The 24,295-nt window shown below is 34.2% G+C and carries 22 protein-coding genes; 15 read left to right on the forward strand and 7 right to left on the reverse strand.

Translation table 11 applies throughout. The features are described 5' to 3' along the window. Positions 1-6 precede the first annotated feature (6 nt). Both ribH and BMS_RS00085 read left to right on the forward strand, forming a co-directional pair. Complete coding sequence (gene ribH, locus BMS_RS00080; protein ID WP_014242747.1) at positions 7-474, forward strand: 6,7-dimethyl-8-ribityllumazine synthase; 468 nt, start codon at positions 7-9, stop codon at positions 472-474. After that, entirely contained in the window at positions 474-1,145 is a 672-nt protein-coding gene (locus BMS_RS00085; protein ID WP_014242748.1) for a M24 family metallopeptidase, read from the forward strand. The genes ribH and BMS_RS00085 overlap by 1 nt, the downstream gene beginning before the upstream one ends. On the opposite strand, the gene BMS_RS00090 is transcribed toward BMS_RS00085, so the two are convergent. The 6 genes from BMS_RS00090 to mfd all read right to left on the reverse strand — a co-directional run bounded on the left by BMS_RS00090 (position 1,139) and on the right by mfd (position 10,992). Beyond that, complete coding sequence (locus BMS_RS00090; protein ID WP_014242749.1) at positions 1,139-1,909, reverse strand: TrmH family RNA methyltransferase; 771 nt, start codon at positions 1,907-1,909, stop codon at positions 1,139-1,141. The genes BMS_RS00085 and BMS_RS00090 overlap by 7 nt on opposite strands. Continuing rightward, positions 1,910-4,714 (reverse strand): excinuclease ABC subunit UvrA, encoded by a 2,805-nt coding sequence (gene uvrA, locus BMS_RS00095; protein ID WP_014242750.1) that lies wholly within the window; start codon positions 4,712-4,714, stop codon positions 1,910-1,912. Then, positions 4,701-5,633, reverse strand: coding sequence for a PdxA family dehydrogenase (locus tag BMS_RS16515; RefSeq protein WP_014242751.1), 933 nt, complete (start codon positions 5,631-5,633; stop codon positions 4,701-4,703). The genes uvrA and BMS_RS16515 overlap by 14 nt, the downstream gene beginning before the upstream one ends. Further along, positions 5,633-6,544: a SurA N-terminal domain-containing protein gene (locus tag BMS_RS00105; RefSeq protein ID WP_014242752.1), complete on the reverse strand. Its 912-nt coding sequence runs from the start codon at positions 6,542-6,544 to the stop codon at positions 5,633-5,635. Before BMS_RS00105 ends, BMS_RS16515 begins: the two co-directional genes overlap by 1 nt. A 63-nt stretch (positions 6,545-6,607) precedes the next feature. Then, positions 6,608-7,423 carry a peptidylprolyl isomerase gene (locus BMS_RS00110; RefSeq protein WP_014242753.1) on the reverse strand — a complete coding sequence of 272 codons (816 nt, stop codon included), beginning with the start codon at positions 7,421-7,423 and terminating at the stop codon, positions 6,608-6,610. A gap of 71 nt (positions 7,424-7,494) precedes the next feature. Beyond that, positions 7,495-10,992, reverse strand: a complete 3,498-nt coding sequence (gene mfd, locus BMS_RS00115; protein WP_014242754.1) for a transcription-repair coupling factor — start codon at positions 10,990-10,992, stop codon at positions 7,495-7,497. A gap of 223 nt (positions 10,993-11,215) precedes the next feature. Here mfd and BMS_RS00120 point away from each other — a divergent pair, with 223 nt between their 5' ends. Genes BMS_RS00120 through BMS_RS00150 form a run of 7 tightly spaced genes read left to right on the forward strand, consistent with a single transcriptional unit; the run spans position 11,216 to position 18,915 of the window. Next, positions 11,216-11,641: an NADH-quinone oxidoreductase subunit A gene (locus BMS_RS00120; protein ID WP_014242755.1), complete on the forward strand. Its 426-nt coding sequence runs from the start codon at positions 11,216-11,218 to the stop codon at positions 11,639-11,641. Then, positions 11,642-12,805: an NADH-quinone oxidoreductase subunit NuoH gene (gene nuoH / locus BMS_RS00125; protein WP_014242756.1), complete on the forward strand. Its 1,164-nt coding sequence runs from the start codon at positions 11,642-11,644 to the stop codon at positions 12,803-12,805. It abuts the gene before it with no gap. Between the two features lie 20 nt (positions 12,806-12,825). Then, positions 12,826-13,350: an NADH-quinone oxidoreductase subunit J family protein gene (locus tag BMS_RS00130; RefSeq protein WP_014242757.1), complete on the forward strand. Its 525-nt coding sequence runs from the start codon at positions 12,826-12,828 to the stop codon at positions 13,348-13,350. After that, complete coding sequence (gene nuoK / locus BMS_RS00135; protein WP_014242758.1) at positions 13,350-13,655, forward strand: NADH-quinone oxidoreductase subunit NuoK; 306 nt, start codon at positions 13,350-13,352, stop codon at positions 13,653-13,655. Before BMS_RS00130 ends, nuoK begins: the two co-directional genes overlap by 1 nt. A gap of 17 nt (positions 13,656-13,672) precedes the next feature. Continuing rightward, entirely contained in the window at positions 13,673-15,853 is a 2,181-nt protein-coding gene (nuoL, locus tag BMS_RS00140) for an NADH-quinone oxidoreductase subunit L (protein WP_014242759.1), read from the forward strand. Positions 15,854-15,884: 31 nt separating this feature from the next. Beyond that, positions 15,885-17,426, forward strand: coding sequence for a complex I subunit 4 family protein (locus BMS_RS00145; protein WP_197536761.1), 1,542 nt, complete (start codon positions 15,885-15,887; stop codon positions 17,424-17,426). A 13-nt stretch (positions 17,427-17,439) separates the two neighbouring features. Beyond that, positions 17,440-18,915: an NADH-quinone oxidoreductase subunit N gene (locus BMS_RS00150; RefSeq protein ID WP_014242761.1), complete on the forward strand. Its 1,476-nt coding sequence runs from the start codon at positions 17,440-17,442 to the stop codon at positions 18,913-18,915. On the opposite strand, the gene BMS_RS00155 is transcribed toward BMS_RS00150, so the two are convergent. Further along, on the reverse strand, positions 18,905-19,093 hold the full coding sequence (locus tag BMS_RS00155) for a hypothetical protein (RefSeq protein WP_044557124.1): 189 nt from the start codon (positions 19,091-19,093) through the stop codon (positions 18,905-18,907). The genes BMS_RS00150 and BMS_RS00155 overlap by 11 nt on opposite strands. A gap of 146 nt (positions 19,094-19,239) precedes the next feature. Here BMS_RS00155 and BMS_RS00160 point away from each other — a divergent pair, with 146 nt between their 5' ends. The 6 genes from BMS_RS00160 to BMS_RS00185 are packed head-to-tail and all read left to right on the forward strand — an operon-like array spanning position 19,240 to position 24,204. After that, on the forward strand, positions 19,240-20,136 hold the full coding sequence (locus BMS_RS00160) for a hypothetical protein (RefSeq protein WP_014242763.1): 897 nt from the start codon (positions 19,240-19,242) through the stop codon (positions 20,134-20,136). Then, positions 20,133-20,600 (forward strand): hypothetical protein, encoded by a 468-nt coding sequence (locus BMS_RS00165; protein WP_014242764.1) that lies wholly within the window; start codon positions 20,133-20,135, stop codon positions 20,598-20,600. The genes BMS_RS00160 and BMS_RS00165 overlap by 4 nt, the downstream gene beginning before the upstream one ends. Continuing rightward, positions 20,600-20,881, forward strand: a complete 282-nt coding sequence (locus BMS_RS00170) for a hypothetical protein (RefSeq protein ID WP_014242765.1) — start codon at positions 20,600-20,602, stop codon at positions 20,879-20,881. Before BMS_RS00165 ends, BMS_RS00170 begins: the two co-directional genes overlap by 1 nt. Continuing rightward, positions 20,882-22,399 (forward strand): hypothetical protein, encoded by a 1,518-nt coding sequence (locus BMS_RS00175; RefSeq protein WP_014242766.1) that lies wholly within the window; start codon positions 20,882-20,884, stop codon positions 22,397-22,399. Continuing rightward, positions 22,400-23,206 carry a hypothetical protein gene (locus BMS_RS00180; RefSeq protein WP_044557126.1) on the forward strand — a complete coding sequence of 269 codons (807 nt, stop codon included), beginning with the start codon at positions 22,400-22,402 and terminating at the stop codon, positions 23,204-23,206. Continuing rightward, the gene (locus tag BMS_RS00185; protein ID WP_014242768.1) at positions 23,200-24,204 is read left to right on the forward strand and encodes a hypothetical protein; all 1,005 of its coding nucleotides are present in this window, start codon (positions 23,200-23,202) and stop codon (positions 24,202-24,204) included. The genes BMS_RS00180 and BMS_RS00185 overlap by 7 nt, the downstream gene beginning before the upstream one ends. Positions 24,205-24,295: the final 91 nt, after the last annotated feature.

The following is a 24,295-nucleotide window of genomic DNA, read 5'->3' on the forward strand; positions in this document are numbered from 1 at the left end:
GCAACAATGGCAAATATTATCGAAGGTAATTTATCGGCCGAAGGAAAGAAGTTCGCAATTATTTCTGCGAGATTTAATGAGTTCATTACTGGAAAGCTAGTAAACGGTGCAGTTGATTGCTTAAAAAGGCATCAAGCTCAAGAATCAGATATTGATGTTGCTTGGGTACCTGGAGCTTTTGAAATAAGCCTTATGGCCCAGAAATTAGCAAAGACTAATAAGTACGATGCAGTAATTTGTTTAGGCGCAGTGATTAGAGGAACAACTCCTCACTTTGATTATGTTTGTTCAGAAGTGGCAAAGGGTGTATCTAGAATTTCACTTGAAACTGAAGTTCCTGTTATTTTTGGTGTAATAACTACAGATACAATTGAGCAAGCTATTGAGCGTGCTGGAACTAAGGCCGGAAATAAGGGCTGGGATGCTGCGATGTCAGGAATTGAGATGGCAAGCTTAATGGGCCAGTTTAATTAATGGCCATTGAATCTAATATAGAAGGTGTAAGCTCTTCTTTTGACGAAGAGCTCTTTCTTAAATGTCGAACAAAAACGATTGAGGCCGTTAAACTTATTGCTACTCGAATTGAAGTTGGAATGAGTGAAGATGATGCTCATATCGTTGTCGATCAAGTATTAAATGAGCTTGGATGTGAGAAAAAATGGCATCCAAGTAAATTTAGAATCGGTAGAAATACTTTAAAATCTTTTAAAGAAAAGTCAGATCTATCAATTAGACTACAAGAAGATGATATTTTCTTTATTGATATTGGACCAGTTTTCTATGGGCACGAGGGTGACTATGGTGAAACTTTTGTTGTTGGAAATAATGAAGAGTTTCAAAAAATAAAATCGGCCAGTGAAGAAGTTTTTAAAGTTACAGCGAAAGAAGCTGAAGAAAAGAAACTTACCGGTCCAGCACTCTATGACTTTGCAGAAGCCTACACAGAAAAATTAGGTTACAAGTTTAACGATATGATGAAAGGACATCGTCTAGGTGATTTTCCACATGCTATCTTTACACGCTCTAGTCTAGCGGACTCAGAAATTGTCCCTAATGCTAACCTATGGGTCTTAGAAATTCTAATCACAGATAAAGAACAGAACTTTGGTGCATTTTTCGAAGACTTAATAAAGTTTAATCACTGAGAGAGTTGATATAGAAAAATTGAACTTGAGCATGCCGCGTTTAGGTGGGCTACAGTATCATCGATTGGAATTCTTATTATATCGTCACTGACTTCTAGTATATCTTTCTCTATTCCGTGACCTTCACTACCTATAATAACACAAGACTTTTTTGGAAATGAGTACTTAGGGAGATCAATAGCTCCCTCTTGATTAGCAGTGCTGATAACTCTATGGCCAAGAGATTGAAGCTTTTTAAGATCAGATTTTAAATCATTACTTTTATAAACTTTAACTCTAAATATATTACCCATTGAAACTCTAATACATCTTCTTACATAAGGAGAGCATGTTCTCTTATCTATAATAATAGAGTTAATATTAAAGGCGGCACAATTTCTCACAATCGTTCCGATATTCTCTGGTGATGTGAGACCATTCAATATAAGAACTTTGTCTTGAAGTTCATCTAAAGAAATATACTCAGGCCTTCTTGCTAGCGCCATAACTCCATGGTGAAGATTGTGGCCAATAATCTCCTGCATGACTTCTTTATCGGCAGTGTAGATATCAATACTTAACTTAGAAAGTAATTCACTATGTCGATCAATGAAGTCTGGATTTACAAATAACTTAATAACTTCTGTATTAGAGTTTAGCAGCTTAAGAACTACTTTCTCTGTTTCTACAATAATAGTATTGCTAAGTGCTAGACTCTTATCCTTTAGAGAGAGAAATTCAGATATATTCTTATCACTAATATTATCAACTTTGATGATATTCATTTATAGAAGCCTTTTAAGATACTTTCCAGTGTAACTGCCTTTTGTCTTGGCCACTTGTTCAGGAGTTCCTTCAGCGATGATTTGCCCACCTTTAGTTCCACCCTCTGGCCCAAGATCTATAATATAGTCAGCAGTTTTAATAACATCTAAATTATGTTCAATAATTAAAACACTATGTCCTTGGTCAACTAGCGAGTGGACAGCCTCAAGCAGTATCTTAATATCTTGAAAGTGTAGACCTGTTGTTGGCTCATCTAAAACATAGAGACAATGACCTTTCGTAGTCTTTGACAGCTCTTTTGAAAGTTTAAGTCTTTGGGCCTCTCCACCAGATAAAGTAGTTGCTGATTGTCCAAGCTTAATATAGCCCAGACCTACAGAAACCATCGTTGAAAGTATTCGATTCATTTTCTTATGGTTCTGGAAAAACTCACTTGCTTCTTCGATACTCATATTAAGAATATCTGCGATATTCTTTCCTTTATATAGAACGGATAGAGTTTCATTATTATATCTTGAGCCCTGACACTCACTACAAGTGATGTATACGTCTGGAAGAAAGTGCATTTCAATTTTCTTAACACCATTGCCTTCACATTCTTCGCAGCGTCCACCCTTAACGTTAAAGCTAAAGCGACCTTGCTTGTACCCTCTTACTTGGGACTCTGATGTTTGCGCATATAATTTTCTGACTTCATCAAAAAGTCCTGAGTATGTTGCAGGATTTGAGTTAGGTGTTCTTCCAATTGGACTTTGATCTAATTCAATAATTGACTTTAAATGATCAGCTCCAATGATTGAGTGATAATTTGATCTTCTATATAGGCTTCTATTTGTTTTTACAATATTGGTTTTAATTGCAGGAACTAGAACTTCATGAACAAGTGATGATTTTCCAGAACCACTAACTCCTGTAATACAAACGAGTCCACCTAGAGGGAGCTTTATGCTCACTTCTTTTAAGTTATTGTGCTTAGCCTTCTTTAATTCAATAAAGTTTTTAAAGCTCTTTCTCTCACTTGGTATCTCTATTCCTAGTTCACCACTTAAGAACTTTGCAGTAATTGATTTCTTATTCTTAAGAATTTGATCTAAGTTACCTTCGGCTACAATTTCTCCACCGTGAACACCTGCTCCGGGTCCGATGTCGATAATATAATCCGCTTCACGCATCGTATCTTCATCATGTTCTACAACAAGTACTGTATTTCCCAAATCTCTAAGAGACTTTAAAGTTTCAATTAGTCTATCATTATCTCTTTGATGGAGACCTATACTAGGCTCATCTAATACGTAGAGTACACCTGAGAGAGCAGAACCAATTTGGGTTGCAAGTCTAATTCTCTGGCTCTCCCCTCCTGAGAGAGTAGAAGCGCTTCTATTAATTGTTAAATAATCAAGACCAACATTGATTAGAAAGAGAAGTCTATTTTCAATTTCTTTAAGTAACTTCTCCGCGATAACTTTCTTCTCACCTTTTAAAGTTACAGATTTAAAAAAGTCATAGGCACTCTGAATATCCATTTCAGATAGATCCATAATATTCTTTTTAAGAATTCGAGTACTCAGTGCAATTTCATTTAACCTTAGACCATTACACGAAGAACATTTTTTAATATTCATAAACTCTTCAAGATCTTTTCTTACTTTCTCTGAAGTTGACTCTAGATACTTCCTTTCAAACCAACTCGTTATACCAGGGAAGGATTTTGAGAATTCGTAATAAGAACTATCTGAAGAAAATTTATACTTATATTCTTTCTTGCTTCCTTCAAATAATATTTTAGTGAAGCTCTTAGGAAGACTCTTGAGTGGCTTTGATAAATCCACTTTTTCCGTATTTGCGATACTTTGAACCATTTTAAATAAGAATGAATTCTTCTTACTAAGTGGTTTAATAGCACCATCTAAAATAGAAATATTTTCATCAGTAATCATGAGGTTAAGCTCAAAATCTTTCTTTTGACCAATGCCATTACATGTATCACAGGCTCCTAAAGGAGAATTGAATGAAAATAATCTCGGCTCTAAGTCTGGATAGATCTCACCTGAAGTTGGAGATATATTTTTCTCGCTAAATGAGAGTACCTCATCATCTCCTACTAAAATATTTACGATTCCATTGCTTAGCTTTAAAGCATGCTCGACAGAGTCTGTTAGTCTCTTTTCAATACCATCTTTTAAGAGAACTCTATCTATAACAATATCAAATGAGTCTGCCTTTGCTGGAGCATCATCTAAAGGGATAACTTCCCCATCAATATAGGCTCGGACAAAACCCATAGTTTGATATTTTGTTACCTCTGTTTTTAAGCTAACTTTTTTTCCACTGATGATAGGGGCCATTATATGTAGCTTAGTCTTCTCAGGGTTCTTTAAGAGTTCACGAACAATCTGAGTTGGAGTATATCTTCTAATCTCTTTACCAGAAGTTGGATCGTAAAGTGTTCCCGCTCTAGCGAAAAGTACTCTCATATAATCATATATCTCAGTAATCGTACCGACTGTTGATCTTGGATTTCGACTACTTGATTTTTGATCTATTGCAATCGCTGGAGAGAGCCCAGTGATTGACTCGACTTCAGGCGGCTGATATTGCCCTAGAAATTGTCTAGCATAACTAGAAAGACTTTCTATATATCTTCTTTGTCCTTCAACATAGATAGTGTCAAAAGCAAGAGAACTCTTTCCTGATCCAGAGGGACCAGTAACTACTGTAATAGTGTTTTTAGGAATCTTTATAGATACACTTTTTAAGTTGTGAACTCTTGCTTTATGAATGTCGATAAACTTATTGTTGCTCATTTTGTAATTTCCTATCAACTTTAATGGCTTCTTTTAACATATAGTAACAACCACTGAAATCTGCTTTATTCTTCGAATAGAGCTCGAAGGCCGTGCCGTGATCTACACTCATTCTTAAGAATGGTAGGCCCAATGTAATATTAAGACCTATTGTTCTAAACTTATCTTTAAATTGAGGAAGTCCTTGATCGTGAAACATATATACTTTTATTTGTTTCTTACTAGGATTGCGATGAAAGTGAAGTGTGTCACCACTATATGGACCACTAATTTTGACTTCTTTGTTTTCAATTTTGCTATATTCGAAAATAGATTTATCTTCATCTCCAAGCAGTCCCCCTTCTCCGCAGTGTGGATTCACACCCGCGAGTAGCACTTCTTCAAGAGGGAAGAAATACTTTTTAAAGCCATGGATAGTTGTATTTATTTTTGACTTTAAAAGGTCTGTAGAGATCTTACCTGGAACATCCTTTAAAGGAATATGATCTGTAATAAGTAGAGTTGAATCTTCATAGGCTTTAAAAACCATACATAAGTTACTATTAGAAAATCTCGATCGAAGGAATTCAGTATAACCTTTTTGAAGTATACTCTCATCTATGAGCTGATCTTTAGAAGTAGGAAGAGTAAGTAATATATCATTCTTAGAGATATTACTAAGGGCCACATTTAAAGAGTCAGTACTTTGAGTAATTTCAAGCTTATCGATTTTTATAATACTCAATGTATTAGAATTATAAGTGACTTTAGAATCGTGAATAGAGTATTCGGCACTTAGGTTCTCTAAATTCTCTTTCAATGTATTAGAATTTACTACGAGAGTGAACTTTCTTTGCTGAATTGAATTGAGTAAGCTGAAGGACTTGAGGAATACTTCTAAGCCTATTCCTCTTTCATGCCCTTGCGTAATATAAATCATTATTTAATAAAAGTTTTTATGTAGTGCTTGCTCTTGGCCCTTTTGTACCAAAGTGAAGTAACTTCACCGGCCTGCTCACCCATCAACTTCCCTTTAATCTGATCTTTTGCTCTTAGATAAATTTCTGACTCAACAAGATCTTTCTTTTTAACGAAGAAAACGTGATAAGTGTCTCCGAGCTTTATAGGCTTCGTAAACTTTCCTTCATCAGTATTCTTTAAAAGAGCTTTTAAGTTATTAGTTAATCCGTCCTCTGTGATGTCACCAAGCACATTGGTTTGAACATCTTCAAAGTTCTTAGGTAAAACTCCATTTACTTGAAACTTCTCTAGTGTTGCAGGAAAGATATTAAGCATACCTTTCTTCATTTTCGTTTCTTCAAGAGAAAAGTCTACGATCGTATACTTAAAGGCCAGAGTTTTATCTTTAGAAGTCTTATAGAAATAGTTTTTAACTTCTTGATCTGTAATTGAAATTAAAGGTCTGATAACTCTTCCGTTGAAAATATTGAATTCAATAGTTTCTCTAATAATTTCAAAGTACTCATCAAAACTCATATTATTTGATTTCAAAAAGCTAAGAAGTTGTGATCTTGAGAGACCTAGTCTCTTTTCGATATTATTGATCTCGGCTTCAACTTGCTCATCATTTCTAATGTAGCCAATCTCGCTTAACTTCTCTCTTATTAAGAGTCTCTCGATCATTAACTCTAAAATCTCAGAATTTGTGTATTTTTGTTTTTTATAAATAAGTGGAGAGATATTTCTTCTACTTGCAATATTATTTTGAATTCTTTCGATTTGGCTCAAAGTAATAACCGTATCATTAAATACAGCAGCAGTTTTATCTAATAACTTTGCGTGAGTTTGTGAAAAAGTAAGGAATATAATTAAGAAAATTAGTTGCTTCATTGTTAATCCATTTTTGATTAGATCTATTTAATAAAAATAGATTAACAAGAAGCATTATTCAAGTTATTTAAGCGTTTCTTCGTTTATTTTAATATTTGCCTTCGCTCTTAACTCAGAGAAGTAATTGTCGAGAATCGCATCTCTTTTTTGATCATATACGATTTTCTTGTAAAGTGCGTTATTAATGCTCTTAACACTCTTAACTGCCATTACTTTAATGATGTGATATCCAAATTGAGTTTTGACTGGTGGAGTTATGAAATTATCGGCTTTACCCTTAATTGCATTGAAGTACTCAGGCGCAAGTCTGATGGCCGGTTGGAATCCCATGTCTCCCCCGTTAGGAGCAGTACTACTTTGAGAAAACTTATTTGCTAATTCAGAGAATAGCTCCGGCTTCTTCTTAAGTGTGTTGTAAACTTTAAGTGCCTGGTTAAGTGCTGCTTCATTTTCTTCTTTTTCAGGGTTTGTTCTAACTCTAAAAAGAATGTGAGCCGTTCTATATTCAGGATGATCTTTATAATACTTATCAACATCAGCATCTGTGACGACTATTTTTTTAAGTCTCGGCTCAAGATCTTTTGAGATTTGAGCGTGATACATAATGTCTTCCATCTTTTGTTTAACAATTGGGTCATTGTCTAAGTTAGCTTTCTTAGCTCTTTTAATTCCCAACTTTCTATTAATGATATCATTCAGAACTTTTTGTCTCGTGACTCTCTTGTCAGAAACAAACATTAAATTCTCTTGATAAGTTTTCTCTAGCTCTGATTTCTTAATACTAATACCGTCTACAGTAGCAACAACAGGGTCTTTAGCGGCCATTGAGGTTGTTGAAAGTAATAGTACTGAAGTTATAGCGAGTGTTTTTCTAAGCATATCGCAATTCCCTAAATGGTTATTATTCCTTAATAGTTTAACAAAAAAAAAGTTAAACTGTGGAAAAAACATCAACAAGGAAGAATTTTCTCTGCAAGGTCTTTAGAAAACTTGAGAAATTCACTCTGAGTTAACTCATTCTTATGCGTGTATATAACTTTAAAATCTGGTGTTAGTTGAAAACTTCTCGGTCTAGAGAGAAAATAGTCGAGCATTCTATTTCGAAGCTCTAAATTTTGCTCAATATAGTTCTTATCAAAAGTTAAGGTTGCTAACCTTCCTCCAACTTGAATCATTTTTAATGAGGCATCCATTAAGCTCATTCTTACTTCTAATGTTGTAAAGAGGTTTTCAAGTTCAATTGGGATAGCACCATAGACATCGACAAATTCATCTTTAATGTTGAAGAGATTTTCCAAATTGTCACAATTAGAAAGTCTCTTGTACTGCTTGAGTCTTTCACTAGAATCCTTAATATAATTTGCAGGAATATAGCTTGGGAAAGGTGTTTTAACTTCAACATCTTGCTTAATAAGTTTCTTTTCGCCTCTTAATTCTTGAATCGCTTCTTTTAAAAGTTGCATGTAGAGCTCTAGTCCAACATTATCAATTTGACCAGATTGCTCAGCACCAAGGATGTCACCTGCACCTCTAATCTCAAGATCACAAGTAGCAATATTAAAACCAGAACCCATATCAGCATATGTTTGTAGTGCCTTCAATCGTCTTTGAGCAATTTCAGAAATTGGTTTATGTTTAGGTATAACAAAGTATGCATAGGCCTTTTTATCTGATCTACCAATTCTTCCTCTAAGTTGGTGAAGTTGTGCAAGTCCATAATTATCAGCTCTATCGATAATCATTGTATTCGCATTAGGTATATCAATTCCAGACTCAATGATAGTGGTTGAAATTAAAATCTGATAAGTACCATTATAGAAAGCGCTCATTTTTTCTTCGAGTTCTTTTTCTGACATTTGTCCGTGAGCATAGACAATCTTTGCTTCAGGAACTAGTTCTTGAATATAATTTGAAAAGTGATCTATATCGCTAACCTTATTGTGTACGATAAAGACCTGCCCTCCCCTATTTAATTCCTTTTTGATGGCAGTTTGTAGAGTAAGATCATCCTCTTTAATCAGATATGATTTAATACTCTGTCTTCTTGGAGGAGCTGTCTGAATCAAAGACATCTCTCTAATACCTAAGAATGATAATTGCAGTGTTCTAGGAATAGGTGTAGCAGTTAGAGTTAGGAAATCCACATTAGCTTTTAATAGTTTAAGCTTTTCTTTATGTGCAACACCAAACCTCTGTTCTTCATCTACTATGACAAGACCTAAGTCTTGATATTTAATTTTATCACTTAGCAGTTTATGCGTTCCTATTAAAATATCAATTTTTCCATCTTTTAATTTTTCGATAACTTCTTTGGTTTGCTTGGCTGTCTTAAAGCGAGAGAGAAACTCAATTTCAACAGGAAACTTACTAAATCTCTTAACAAAGGAATTATAATGTTGAAGGGCCAAGACAGTTGTAGGTACTAAAACGCAAACTTGTTTCTTATCTAGAACAGCTTTGAATGCTGCTCTCATGGCAACCTCTGTTTTACCAAAACCAACGTCTCCACAGACAAGGTGATCCATTGCTATTGGCTTTTGCATAGACTCAATAACTTCATTCACAGCGTTTATCTGATCAGGAGTTTCTTGAAATGGAAAGGCCATTTCGAAATCTCTATATTCTTGGTCTGGAGCTGAAAAAGAATAACCCGAGGATGATTGTCTTTCGGCCTGTAGTTTTAGGAGGTCAAAGGCGAGTTTCTTTGCCGAGTTTCGTGCTTTAGATTTTAAATTTGAAAACTTATTTGTTCTTAAACTATCTGTAGAAATCGTAGCGTTTCCATCTGCATGTTTTTGAATAAGATTCATTTTATAAACAGGCACATAAACCTTATCGTTACCCTTATAAATAAGGACGATATAATCAGATTTTGAATCTCCGATATCTAAGGACTCAAGGCCATCGTAAACACCTACGCCATGTTCACTATGAATAACAAAGTCACCTTTTTTTAAGGTCGCTAATTGTTCTGCAAAAACGTCGACACTAACTTTCTTTGTAGCTTTAGTTTTTCTTAGTTTAGAGCTAAAAATATCGGCTTCAGAGAGGACTAATATTTTTTCACTCTCGTAAAAAAATCCATTTGGTAACTTAGACTTTGTAAAGAAAACTCTCTTTTGAATTGATTGATCGAATTCAAATACTTCCATTAAGTGAAAGAATTCATTCTTAGAATTATCATGCTCATAGGAAAAATATATTTCTCCAGAAGATTTATATTTAGACTTTATAAATTCAAATATTGCCTTTGTGTATTCAGCTCTGGATAGAGATGGATTTATATCTTGGCTTAGGTACCCTATTGCGGGAACAACTTTTAACTCTATTGAAGTTCGTAGTTCTTCATCTAAAACATTTGCATATGATAAATCGTCTATTGAAATATGAGAGATGTTTTTGAGAGTGTTCTCTAAATTTGTATCATAAAGTCGTATTGGCTCAGGCAATAAATTGTCATTATCTAAGTCTTGCCATTCGAGTTCAAACTCAACTCTAAGCTGCTCAAAGAAGTCACTGTAAGATCTAGAGAATTCCACTTCATTGAAGAGAACTTTAATAGTTTCGTCATTTAAGTAATCTAATAACACCTCACTCTTTTCAAAGAAAAGAGGAGTAAAAGCAGCGTAGTTATCAAAGAGATAGTTGTCAGATAGTGAAGAGAAAATTTCTTTTCTCTTTGCGAATCTAGACTTCTGAGCAGTGGCCGGCATAGGAATATTTTCTCTAAGCTTATGAGAAAAAACTTCATCAGTACCAAAAATTTGTGGTGTTGGAGCGATGGAAACTTTATCCAGTTTCTTATCGCGAATAGACTTTTGCGTTTCAAGATCTATAAAGATGATCTCTTCAATCATATCATCGAAATATAGAAGTCTAATTGGCCGTGAGTCTATCGTATAAATATCGAAGATTTCACCTTTAGATGAGAAAGTTCCAGGCTCCTCAATACTTGGAGAAGAGCTATAGCCAAGAGAGACTAATTTTCTCGCCAGCTCATCAGGTGAAATAATATCGGATGTTTCAATCTTAAAATTATATTCCTTAAAGAAACTTCTTGGAGGAACACGCATTGAAAATGATTCAAAGGTTGAAATAAGAATAAATGTTTCTTCATTATTATTGGCCAAAAAGTTTAAAACTTTAAACCTCTCAAAAAGAGCTCGCTCTGAAGTCATTGCTCCAGAATATGGACTAAGATCGTGGCCAGGATAAAACAAAAGCTTCTTTGAAATTTTTGAAACCTTAAAGCACTCATATAAGTTTTCGGCATGATCTACTGAGTCACAGATGAAAACAAAATTATTTTTCTTTATAAACTCAGTATCTTTTTCACATTCATTGATGATGAAAGAAAATTGCGCACTGTCTAATCCAGTAATATGTAAATTCTCTTTCTTACTATTGTGCCAAGAGTTAATTTTCTGTACCACAGATTCAAAAATCATATTATTCGCCTTGTTAAGCCCTCTTTAATAACACAGGGCCGAAAATCTTCCAAGTTTTGTCATGTCGATCTCGATGATTTTAGTTTTTACGCGGAGCTAGGCCATCCCTAGACAGTGGATAATCAAAGAAAACCTAACAAAAAAAAGATTTCAAAATGTTTCCAACATGTTAAGTATCATGTATTCTTTTAAGACCGAAAAAGTATTTAAAATGGAGCAATGAATGTCGTCATTCAATTTAGACGTCTACATGCCTGTACTAATCCTCGTCGCATTTGCCGTCGTAATGGTGGTCGGAGCTTTAGTAGTAGGTATTCTAGTAAGACCTAACAACCCTAATGATCTTAAATTATCCGCCTATGAATGTGGTGAAGAGCCTGTAGGTACTGCGTGGTCAAACTTTAATATTCGCTTTTATGTTATCGCACTTATCTTCATTATATTCGATGTAGAAGGCGCTTTAATGTTTCCTGTAGCTGTTGTCTTTAAGAAATTTAATGAGATCGGTGAAGGTACGGTGGTCTTTGCAAGTTTACTTCTCTTTATTTCAATTCTAATTGAGGGAGTTGTTTACTGCTGGAAGAAGGGTGACCTTGATTGGGTTAGAAGTTATCAGGTTCCTGAAACAAAAAAGGAAGAGGTTAACTAAATGAATAATAGTATTGTTAGTTTTTTCGCGAATAACTTAGGCTTTGAAGCAACTTCACTTCAGGCCTTTTTAATTTTTGCATTTGCTTGTTTCATCGTTGTAAATGTTTGTGCTGTAATCGGTGGTCTTGGGACGTATGCTGAGAGAAAGATTTCTGCCGATCTTCAAATGAGACAAGGTCCAAATAGAGTTGGTCCATTTGGTATTCTTCAGTTCTTAGCTGATGGTGTAAAGATGCTACTTAAAGAAGTAGTTATCCCAACTCAATCAGATAAGTTCTTATTTATGATTGCTCCTATCCTTTGTATGGTTGGGGTTTTTGCAACTCTAGCAGTTGTACCATTTTCAAGTGGATTCATTTTATCTGATTTAAATATTGGTATCTTCTATCTAGTAGGTGTTTCATCTCTAGTTGGTGTTGGAGTTTTCCTTGGTGGTTATGCTTCAAACTCTAAGTGGTCAATGCTTGGTGGAATGAGAGGTGCTGCACAGATTATTTCTTATGAAGTGCCAGTTACTCTTTGTATCCTGTCTATTGTTCTTATGGCCGGTGGTCTTTCAATGACTACACTTGTTGAGGGACAAGGTGGACTTCCTCATCAGTGGTATATTTTCCACAACCCTTTTACTTTTATTGGTTTCTTCGTTTTCTTTATCGGTATTCTTGCTGAGACAAACAGAGCACCATTTGATTTACCAGAAGCAGAATCAGAACTAGTTTCTGGTTACCACACTGAATATTCAGGAATGTCATTCGCATTTTTTGCCCTAGCAGAATATGTTGAAGTATTTGTTGTTTGTGGTGTTGCCGCAGCACTTTACTTAGGTGGATATAAAGTTCCTTTCGATCTTGGTAATGGAGTTTTAATTTCAGAAATTACAGGTGCTCCAGCTATCGTTAGTAATGGTATTGGACAATTACTACAAATTGGATCTTTCTTTACTAAGACATTCGCACTTTATTATGTAGTTATTTGGGTTAGATGGACTCTTCCAAGACTAAGAGTTGATCACCTTGTAGCACTTTGTTGGAAATACTTAACTCCAATTTGTATCTTTAACTTAATTGCAATTGCAACTTGGATGTGGGCTTTTGAAGGTCACTCTGTATATGAATTATTAATGACTTGGCTCCACTCTCTAGGTGGTGGCGGTGGTCACTAAAATTATAAAGAGGATTTAGCATGTTTATTAATATCATGTTCATACTATCTGCCTTACTAACCCTCGCTGGTGCGTATGGTGTTGTCGCAAGTAGAAATATTATGCACGCCTGTGTATATCTTCTCGCAAGTCTTTTTGGAATTGCAGGATTATATGCAACTCTAGGAGCAGACTTTTTAGCAGCAACTCAGATGGTTGTTTACGCTGGTGGTGTTGTTATCTTAATGCTTTTTGCGATCATGCTTACAGGTGGTCATAAAGAAGCAATGAATAGATTTGGAATTAATAAAATTCCATCTATGGGTACAGTTAGAACATTTGTCATTGGAACATTGTCGGCACTAGTATTAGGTTCTGTAGCTTTTAAAATTATTGCAGGAATGACAAAGCACGTTCCTGGTGAACTTCCTGAGTTTACAACAACAGTTGAAAAACTAGGAGTTCTTCTTTTAACAGATCATATTTTAGCATTTGAAATTTCATCTGTACTTCTACTAGGAGCTCTAGTTGGTGCGGCGGTAATTTCTAGACCAAGGAAACAATAATGGTATCACTTCCATCATTCTTAGTTGTTTCATTAATTCTTTTTCTTGCAGGTATAACTGTAATGATCGCAAGAAAGAATGTGATAGCAATTTTATTAGGTATTGAATTGATTCTAAATGCAGCGGCATTGAACTTCGCAGCATATACAAGATTTATTAATAACAATCTTGATGGTCATATAATGTCATTATTTATCATTATTATTGCAGCCGCTGAAGCAGCTGTTGGCTTGGCCATTGTTATAAGATTTTACCAAATTAGAGAAAGTATCCACATTGATGATGCTACTCAATTACAAAGCTAGTTAGGAAGGTTGATTAAATGGATTACACTATCTCAACTATTGCACCAATTGTTTTATTTCCGTTCTTCGCGTTCGCTATTAATTCGTTCTTAGCTCGCAAGGCAACTAAAGTAGCAGTTTTTATTAGTTGTGCTGCTATTGCACTATCATCTATTTGGGCAATTAGAATTTTTAAAGACTTCATTTTTGGAAACTATAATACTGACTATTATGTACATAAAGTATTTACTTGGTTTGATCTAAATGGTGCGGGACTAGAGTTTAATGTTGATATGGGGATCTATATCGACAATATGACAGCAATAATGCTTTTAATGGTAACTGTTGTAGCAACTCTAATTCACATCTTCTCAACTTACTATATGAAAGATGACATGAACTACGGTCGTAACGGTAGATTCTTTGTTTACATGTCACTCTTTACATCAGCAATGCTTGGTCTTGTTCTTTCAGATAACCTTTTCTCAGTATTTATCTTCTGGGAATTAATGGGATTCTGTTCATATAGTTTAATTGGACATTACTATGAAAAAGAAAAGGCTGGAGACGCAAACGTTAAAGCCTTTATGACAACTAGAGTTGGAGATGTTTTCTTCCTTCTAGGTATTTTAGCTGTATGGACAAATATTGGTTCTGTAAGCTTTGTAGATATTTATGCAGCAATTGCTGATGGATCATTTGCAACTCATGCGGCCCTGGGGATTCCACTAGCAACATTTGCTGGTCTAGCGATTTTCATGGGAACGATTGGAAAATCAGCTCAATTTCCACTTCAGGTGTGGCTACCAGATGCGATGAATGGACCAACTCCTTGTTCGGCGCTAATTCACGCAGCGACAATGGTTGCAGGTGGAGTTTACTTATCGCTTAGAATCTATCCAATCTTAGAGTTAGGTGGATTAACAACAATGGTTGCATATATTGGTGGTATTACAGCTTTCGGAGCTGCGACAATCGCACTTGTGCAAACAGACTTTAAAGCGGTACTTGCCTACTCTACAATTTCTCAACTAGGTTACATGGTTTTAGGTGTTGGTGTAGGTTCATATAATGCAGCATTTATGCACTTAATAACTCACGCAATTTTTAAAGCGTGTCTATTCCTAAGTGCTGGATCTGTAATTCATTCTTTACATGATCACCATACACATGAGCACGTTCAAGAAATGCCAAGAATGGGTGGATTAAGACATAAAATGAAATTCACTTGGTTTGCTATGTGGTGTTGTACACTAGCAATTGCTGGTATTCCGTTCTTCTCTGGTTTTGTATCTAAAGATAGAATCCTAGGTGATGCTCTGATTATGGCAATTGATAATAAAGCAATGATCATTCCTGCTCTATTAGGTTTTGGTGGTGCACTTCTAACAGCATTTTATATGTGTAGAATGATGTTCTTAGCTTTCCACGGAGAACCTAGAGATAAAGATCTCTACGATCATACACATGAAGAGAAATTCTCATGGAATAGAAACCTACCACTACTTATCTTAGCTGTTTTTACACTAGGTGTTTGGTTCTCAGGTTCATTAACAGGTCAAAAATTAATTAAAGTAGCATCTCCTGAGGGAAAACTTGAGTGGTTCTCAACATTAGTTGCTAAGCCAGAAGTTTCAAAGTTTGCTGACTATAAAAGAGAAGCATTTGGCGGAGTTGATACTAGAGAAAAAGTAGCTCCAGTTCACTCTCACTACGATCCAGATCACGGATTAACAGAAGAGAGAGCTCATCATGTACATCACGTACATCATATTGGAGCTGTGGTTTCAATCATAATTGCTTTTAGTGGTGTATTCATTGCTTTCATGATGTATATCAAGAAGTCATGGAACCCAGGTTGGTGGGTATCAACATTTTCAGGTTGGTATAGAGCACTACAAAATAAATACTATATGGATGACCTATATATTAAGGGTGTTATTCAAAAAGGTTTATTGCCGTTGAATAATTTCCTTGCCTGGTTAGATATGGGAGTTTATGACCGTTTCATTGTTGATGGTTGGGCAGCTGTGAATAGAGCGTTATTCACGTTCTCAAAATGGTTCGACAACCTTTGGGTTGATACGGTTATGGTAGATGGAACAGGAGCGAGTGTTAGATTGTTCAATGTTATCTTGAGAACATTACAATCTGGAAAGATTCAATTCTATTTCATTATGATTATTGTTGTTTTAGCTGGTTACATATTAGCGTTATAAAAATTATTTTCTATATAAAGAGGAGTTGGCGGTGAGTGGAACGTCGAATTTATTAAACTGGATTCTTTGGATGCCGATGATTGGGGCACTAGGGGTACTTCTTATTCCTAAGGCGAAAGAAAGTGCAATTAGATACTGGGCACTTTTAAACACAGCGATCACTGTTCTTCTAACAGTGAAGCTTTGGATGGGATTTGATAATGCCGTTGCAGGTATGCAAGAGGCGTTTACTGTAAAAATTCCTTGGATTAAGCAATTCAATATCTTCTACCATTTAGGTGTTGATGGAATTTCTATGCCAATGATTTTACTGACATCAGTAATTCTATTCATTTGTATTCTAAGTTCTTGGACTGTTAAGAAGCAGATTAAAGGTTACTTTGCTTTAATTCTTTTCTTACAGAGTACGGTTTTTGGTGTGTTCTTCGCGCTAGACTTCTTCCTATTCTATGTTTACTGGGAAGTAATGCTTATTCCAATGTTCTTCCTAATCGGTATTTGGGGTGGAGAGAACAGAGAATACGCAGCTGTTAAGTTCTTCCTTTATACATTCTTTGGTTCAATCCTAATGCTTGTTGGTATGGTTGCTCTTTATCACGCAACTGGAAAAGGAGTAGATTCATTTGATCTATTGGCCTTAAAAGCAAGTGCAGATGAATTCATTAAGATGAAAGTAAGTCTTTTTGGAACAGAAGTAGCATTTGATAAATTATTCTTTATGTTTATGTTCATTGGTTTCGCAATTAAGGTACCAGTATTTCCATTCCACACTTGGTTACCACATGCGCACGTTCAGGCACCAACAGCAATTTCAGTAATTCTTGCTGGTGTACTACTAAAGATGGGGACTTATGGTTTCTTAAGAATTGCATTCCCTATTTTCCCAGGTGCTGCAGTCTACTTTGCAGACTTCATTGCAATACTAGGTTTAATTAATATTATTTACGGTGCGTTCTGTGCCATGGCCCAGACAGACGTTAAGAAACTAATTGCTTATTCTTCTGTTTCACACATGGGATTTGTTATGATCGGTATGGCCGCGATGACTTCACAAGGTCTGAACGGAGCCGTTCTTCAAATGTTTAACCACGGTACTTCAGCAGCAATGATGTTCCTTCTGATTGGTATTCTTTATGAAAGATCTCACCACAGATGGATTATTAGACCTGATGGAACAAAAGGTTTTGGTGGTCTTTATACACAACTACCAGTTTTCTCAATTGTATTTATCATCGGTATGTTTGCAGCAATGGGATTACCTGGACTATCAGGATTTATCTCAGAAGCATTAATCTTCTTTGGTATTTATAAGAAATTTACAACTATGACAGTTCTAGCTCTTTTAGGTCTTCTAATTGGTGCAGCCTACTTACTATGGATGTTCAAGAGAATGTTCTTTGGTGATGTTGTTGAAGAATGTAAGTCATATACAGATATGAATGCTAGAGAAATATTCTATATGTTACCTCTATGTGTTGCAGTTATTCTATTCGGGATTTGGCCTTCACCAATCCTAAATATTATGAAAGCTTCAGTTAACTCACTGGTAACTTTATTGGCGAATTATCAGTAAAAAGGTGTAAGAAATGCTTTTAAATTATTTAGCAAGTATAGGTCGATTTACTCCAGAGATTATCTTAGTTGTTACTATGATTGGTCTTCTGTTTGTTGAATCGACTTATGGAGATAACGACAAGGGAAGTAAGAAAGGTTTTCTTTATGCAACTGCATATGCCGGATTACTTCTTGCGCTTGTGAAGCTAGTGGCTTCTCTCGGTGATGCTCCAGGTGGTATTTTTACAAATGCACTGACAATTGACCCATTCAGTACATTGGCAAAAATTATTATGGTCTTAGGTACAGCTGGATCAATATATTTAAGTAGAAGATCTGAAGATATTTATGGAAACCTCAAAGGTGAATTCGCAATTATTTCAGTAGGTGTATTAATTGGAGGTATGTTATTGGCCTCAGCTAATAATATGCTTATGCTATACATTGGAATTGAGACACTTTCGATTCTTTCATACGTCTTAGCTTCACTTAAGAAGAATGATGATAGATCATCAGAAGCTGGACTAAAGTACTCTCTATATGGGGGTATCTCAGCAGGTATAATGCTTTTTGGTTTAAGTCACATCTTTGGAGTTCTAGGAACAATTCAATTCACAGGTGTAATAGCAAAACTACAAACATTAGACACAATGCAAGTCGCAATCTTGATGCCATCATTTCTAATGTTCTTTGCTGGTATTGGTTATAAGATTGCTTGTGTTCCATTCCATATGTGGGCACCAGATGTATACGAAGGTTCACCTCTTCCTGTAACAACATTCTTCTCAATTGTTCCAAAGATTGCAGGTATTGCCGTACTAGTTAGAGTGACAATGACATTCTTTGGTGGAGAAACGTCAGCGCTACAAATGACTTGGGTTGGAACTTTAAGCGTTATTGCTGCATTAACAATGACAGTTGGTAACGTCTCTGCAATAGGGCAAAGATCAGTTAAAAGAATGCTCGCGTACTCTTCAATCAGTCACGCTGGTATGATGATGATGGGTGTTGTTTGTCTTTCTGAATTAGGTGTAACAGGTGTTCTATTCTACGGTATCACATACCTATTTATGACACTCGTAGCATTCTTCATTACGTCATTTGTTCAAGATGAGTATGGTAATGATCACTTTGAAAGATTTAATGGGCTTATATTTAAGCATCCATTAATGGCCATATTCATGATTATCACAATGTTCTCATTAGCTGGTATTCCACCATTTAGTGGATTTGTTGCTAAGTTTAATATCTTCAATGCTTTAATTGATAAGAACTTCTATGTTTTAGCAATTATTGCAGGTATGAACTCAGTTGTAGCGCTTTACTACTACATGAAGATCGTAAGATTAATGGTATTTAAGCCAAATGAAAGTGAAGAGAAGATAGCAGGGTTTGGTTTTTCAAATCAACTAATCATTGCAGTATTCACAGTTCCAGTTGTACTACTTGGTGTATTCTGGGAAAACATCGTAATGGTTGCTAATGGAGCTAAGATCTTCATCCAATAATGGAAGGTCTTAACTTCTCTATATTTATAATTATCTCTAGTGGCCTAAGCATATTATTACTTGCTTGGGCCTTTTTCGTTAAATCAAGAACAAAGAACTTTAATACAGATATCTCAAAGCAATTTGTGACTAGTTCTGTCTTAAACTTTAGAACTACTTTGAAGCTATGCCTCAGCATTACAACGGTTTTTCTATTGTCTCTTATTCTTAAAAATTCATCTCTAGAAAAGCTAATAAGTCGTGAAAACCTTTTATTATTAGTACCTTTTATTCTATCATTGATACTAGTATTAAAAACAGATAAGCAGTCACGGAAGAATTAATTTGATCGAAATCAGTAATGGGTTAATACCTGTTATATCTACAATTACTATTATCGCTTTTTTTATGTTGCTCATAGGAGCGATAGATAAGTACATGCGTCAGGAATCAATATCTTCCTATAAAGAATCCCTGAGAAACTTTAGAGTTGTGAGAATATTTAAAATAAACTTCTTAAATACATCTCTATTTTCTCTGATTTTATCTCTCATTAGATTCAATATAATTTTTTATTTAGTGATTAAAACTGTTGGCAATATGTTATTTGGAAGTGATGTATTTTTATTCAATTTAAATTACGTCATTTCATACATTATTGTTTGTGAGTTTCTCTTCTTCTTGAAAACAAAAAAGAAGAATGAAATTAACGAACTTTCTTCGCTTACAGGTGTAATTGTATTTGTATTGGCAACAATTTGCTTACAAAAATTAAGTACAAACTTAATTATTGAAAGAAAGGTTTTTTGGCTAGGAAGTAATAACTATTTTGCAGACTGGACGGCTCTGGAGTTTCCAGTAATTGTTATTCCAATGTTTTACATATTAGCAAGTCTCTATACGAGGGTCGTAAAATCTTCAGTGGCCCTAAGATATAACTCAGTAGATAGGCTATTTGATTTTTTAAGTAATAACTTACTATATATTTACATGACATGCTTTTTCTTAAGAGCGTTATTTGGTGGTGTTACAGATATTAAGGTGACTAGTCTAAGTGAATATATTTATTTAAATAGCATTGTATCTGTTTTTTTGAAGTTCTCACTTATAACTTTGATGACTCGCTTATTAATTAGATTTCTCCCGTCAATAGTAGATTTAAGAAGAAAAAGTCTTACAGCACTGATAATACTTTTGATAATTAATATTACAATAGTACAGTTTATAAGAGGGGGGTTATGACAACACTTCTTATCGTTGTAGTTTATTTTATTGTTAATATAGCAATGGTGATTTCTAATAAATCAAATTTTAAAGTACTCTTTAGTTTTTCAACAAGTTTAATCATCTTTATATTTCTAAATAACCTTAACTATGAATATGCTGATATTTATTTAACATTTGTTACTTTGATGAATTTCATTGCCCTTAGCTATGTGAAGTTTTCTCAGACAGGCCTTGTCAGAGTACTACCTTCAAATAGGAATAAGAGTATAAATAATATGATTCCTATTGTGAGTGTATTAGTAGCATCAGTTATGGTTATCATTCTCTTAAATAATGTAAGTGATGAAATACTAGAGAAGAATATCTTGTTAATTGGTGAGATGACACAGAATTACTTTAGTGATTTTAATCTAGTATTTATGAGTGCATCGGCAACGCTTGTCTCAATAATCTATTTAATAAGAAGAGTGAGGGAATAGTGACTTATATACTACTTATCTCACTTATATTTATCACAGGAGTCGTTGCCATCTTTATGATGTTTGCGAGGCAAAGTGCAATTGATTACTTTGTAAGCTTAACACATTTCTTCACATTATTTGTGCTGGTATCTCATTACTTAGAGCTTACGCAAAGAGTTTCTTTTAATGGCTCTTTAGTGATTGTTTTTGGCTTAATATTTGTTGTTTCAATATTCACATCCGTGGTTATACGTTTTAAACATTATAAGAAAACGGGTAATAGTAATATAGAAGGTTAAATGTTAGAGACGTTAATAATTTCATCTACATTATTAGTTGTATTAAGTGAAAGAGTGAAGTTTAACTTCTTTGTTCCGGCCGTGAGATTGATACAAATTCTTGTGACTTCTTATTGTCTTTATAGTGGTAAGCTAGGTTTCTTGGGTGAAATTCTAAAGCTTTCTGTACCAACACTCATGTTTTACATTTTGCCGATGATGCTTATAAGCATCAGCTTGGAAATGAGTAAATTTAGATCAATTGTTAAAGAAGTTCTCTTCTTACTATTTACACTTGTTGTGGCCTCGACCTCTATTTCTACAATTCTAGCTTCTTACTTTGTAATCTCGCTCGTTTTAATTAGTGAGAGAAAGTCATTTTTGATTGATTATATTGCGCTTCTCTTTCTTTCAATCATCTCAATGATATACTTTTCGGAAATAGCAACAACGGTTCCAACAACAAAAGATGTCTATTATATATTTTCTAATCCTATATTGGACAAAGTATTTTATCCTCTGCTTATGCTCTTTGTGTGTTTCGAAGTTTCTAGACTTTGGGGGTACAAGAGAGAGTTATTAGTCTTTACAGGATTGATGCCATTTATACTTTTATTTAGACTTCAGAATGCTAACTACTTAGACGAATCTATAACTTATTTTTCTATTGTATTACTTGTCTTTATCTTCTGGAAATTAAGAAAAATAATTAAAGATACAAGTATTGATTATACAGTTAACTTTCTCTTAGAAATTTCACTCTTCTTTAGTATATTTTATTTTCAAATACAAATGTATGACTGGGGAGTTAGTACTGCATTAGTAACTTTTTGCATTTATATAATTTATAAAATGGTGAAACATTACCTTAATCATGATGAAGAAATTAAAAAGATCGTTATAGTATTTGCACTTTTTAACCTATCCTGTATTCCGATCAGTTCGGTGGGATTGAAGGCTATTGATGTATTAAGCAGGTCTGAGGATGTTTTAAGTTACTTCATTCTCATAGTTGGTATATGCCTTTCAATTTTTGCTTTGGGTAACGTGGCAAAAAGGTTCTTTGATGAATTGCATTTTAATATCTTAGAAGCATCAGCAAGAGTAAAGACCATCACCTTTTCTTTAGTCGTAATTTCATTATTACTTGTGCCGATTGATTTAACTTATTACTTTGCAGGTACAAGCTCTAGTCATTCTGCTTTATTTAATAAGATGATAGGACAAGTGGATTCAACCTTTTTAAGCTTTAATCTAAATTTCCTCTTGATCCTATTTGCAACTTGCTGCTTTGGTTATTTGATGAAGATTATGCCATTGAGTACTCTTTGGAGACTTAGCTTTAAGGTTGATGAACTCATCAATGCACTATCTGTAAATATTGCATTGAAAACGAATAAGAGACCAAGCCTTCAAAGAGTAGATAACAAAGTAGAAGAAGTTCAAAGTGAAGGGATTCTTAAGACTTCTAGTTATACAATAGCATTTTATATTTTAGTGTTTTTCTTAATAATTAGTTTAATAATTATAGAGTTGTAAATGATAATAATTTTCTTAATCTTTACATTGATTTCGATTTTCTTGAAGGTAAAAGGCTCTAAGTCATTTGTTGATTCAGTACCATTTCTTATAGTAACTCTACTCTCTTGGATTTCTTTCTTTACAAATTTATACCTAGATAGCTCTATGCAACTCATTTATGCATATGAAGTAATTTCTATTTTAATAGTAATGTTATTTGGATCAAATATTGCTAATTTTTTGAAGCTCAAAATGCTTGGGATATTCATTCTAACTTTAGGAGCATCTTTTCAGTTTACCTTTCAATATGAATTTCTATATTTATATGTCATTCTCTCAATATTTATAGCATTCAATACAAAACTTAATAATGACAAGGCACTTAGCTTTCCCTATTTAATGTTTAACTTAATGGCCTTAATGAAAGCAAGAGAGCTTATTGAAACACCATTTTCAATAGGTGTTTTCTCAGTCGTTGCAACTTTAGTAATTTTATATTTGGTGTTGAAGAAGTTTCAAAGTTTGACGGTATTACATAAGTCAATTAGTTATCCCGTTTGGCTAGGACTCTTTACTTTTTCATTTCCGGTTAGTTATCTTCTGATTATCTTGTCTCTTATCCTCTTATTAGAAATACTACAGTGTTTCGAGATTAAGTTTCTTAATAGATATAGAGAAAAAATATTGGCCGCAACATTTTTTATCATATTAATTCCTTTCAGTTTGAGTAATCTCTTCTTGGCGATAATGATAATGTCTATGCTTGTTATAAGTTTATATTTAAATAGATCGACGTCTGCAAATGAGGAGGGACTTTCATGTTAAAGATCCTCAGCAGTTATGATTGGGTATTAACAGTACAATTGTTATTTATAATTACAACTTCTATAACAGTCCTATTTTTCAAAAGATTGAAGAAGTATGATGACTACTTAGTCTCACTTCCCTTTTCTTTGGTCTTAGCAGTTTCTCTATTTAATTCAGAAAACTTAATATCGTTTATTTTCTATTCAGAAGTATTATTTAACCTATCAAAGATAATTTATAAAAATCGTTACTTACTTTATAGTAATCGATTCTTTGAGAATATTAGGTATCTACTTTGGGCGATGCTCACATTTACTTACTTTGTCTCTTTTAATACTTTCAACTTCAGTACTGTCCCAAAGAATGTTGGTGTTGAGTTTACGTTTGTGACAGTGTTATTTGTCTTGTTAATCTTCTTAATGGGATTGAGCGCACTCATAAGAAATTCTGATTATAAAGACTCACTAGTTGAGTCGATTGGTTACGGAACACTAGGTGTCGCTGTTTTTAGTCTTAAAATACTACATGTTATATCAGATATAGCTGATGCAACTCCACCAAGACATCACGAAGTGATTGATTATCTAGTGCTATCATTAATCTTCTTAGCGTCAATGCTTTCATGGAAGTTTGTTAGAAGTGAGTGCTTGATTAAGCTTAGTTCAGTAATAAAGACACAGGTTATAATTTCTCTTTTTGCTGTAGTGATTATTGCTGGAAATAATACTTCATTGAATTTTCAGATTTATTCATTATTTATTGTGGGTCTTATGATTAGCTTAGACCTCGTTTTAAGATTGTTACCGACTGGACGTATGAAAGTTATTCTATCATTTACGTCAATCGTATTACTCCTAGGCTTAGGGCCTAAGGGACATATTTTCAATGTGTTTAGATCAATTATTGATAGCAATAGTCAGATACTATTTATCATTTCAATTGCGATATCAACTGTTGTCGTCAGCTTTATAGCGGGTAGAGTTTTTGATTTGAGTCTTCAGAGAAAGGAAGCATAAATTACCGAAATGATAGGAAATTCTTTCCTTGAGTCCGTTTAAACATCACCTGTTATTCTGCGCTATAATTAGAGAGGTATATCTTTAATTA

The sequence above is a fragment of the Halobacteriovorax marinus SJ genome (genome assembly GCF_000210915.2).
GTDB classification, from domain to species: Bacteria; Bdellovibrionota; Bacteriovoracia; order Bacteriovoracales; family Bacteriovoracaceae; genus Halobacteriovorax; species Halobacteriovorax marinus.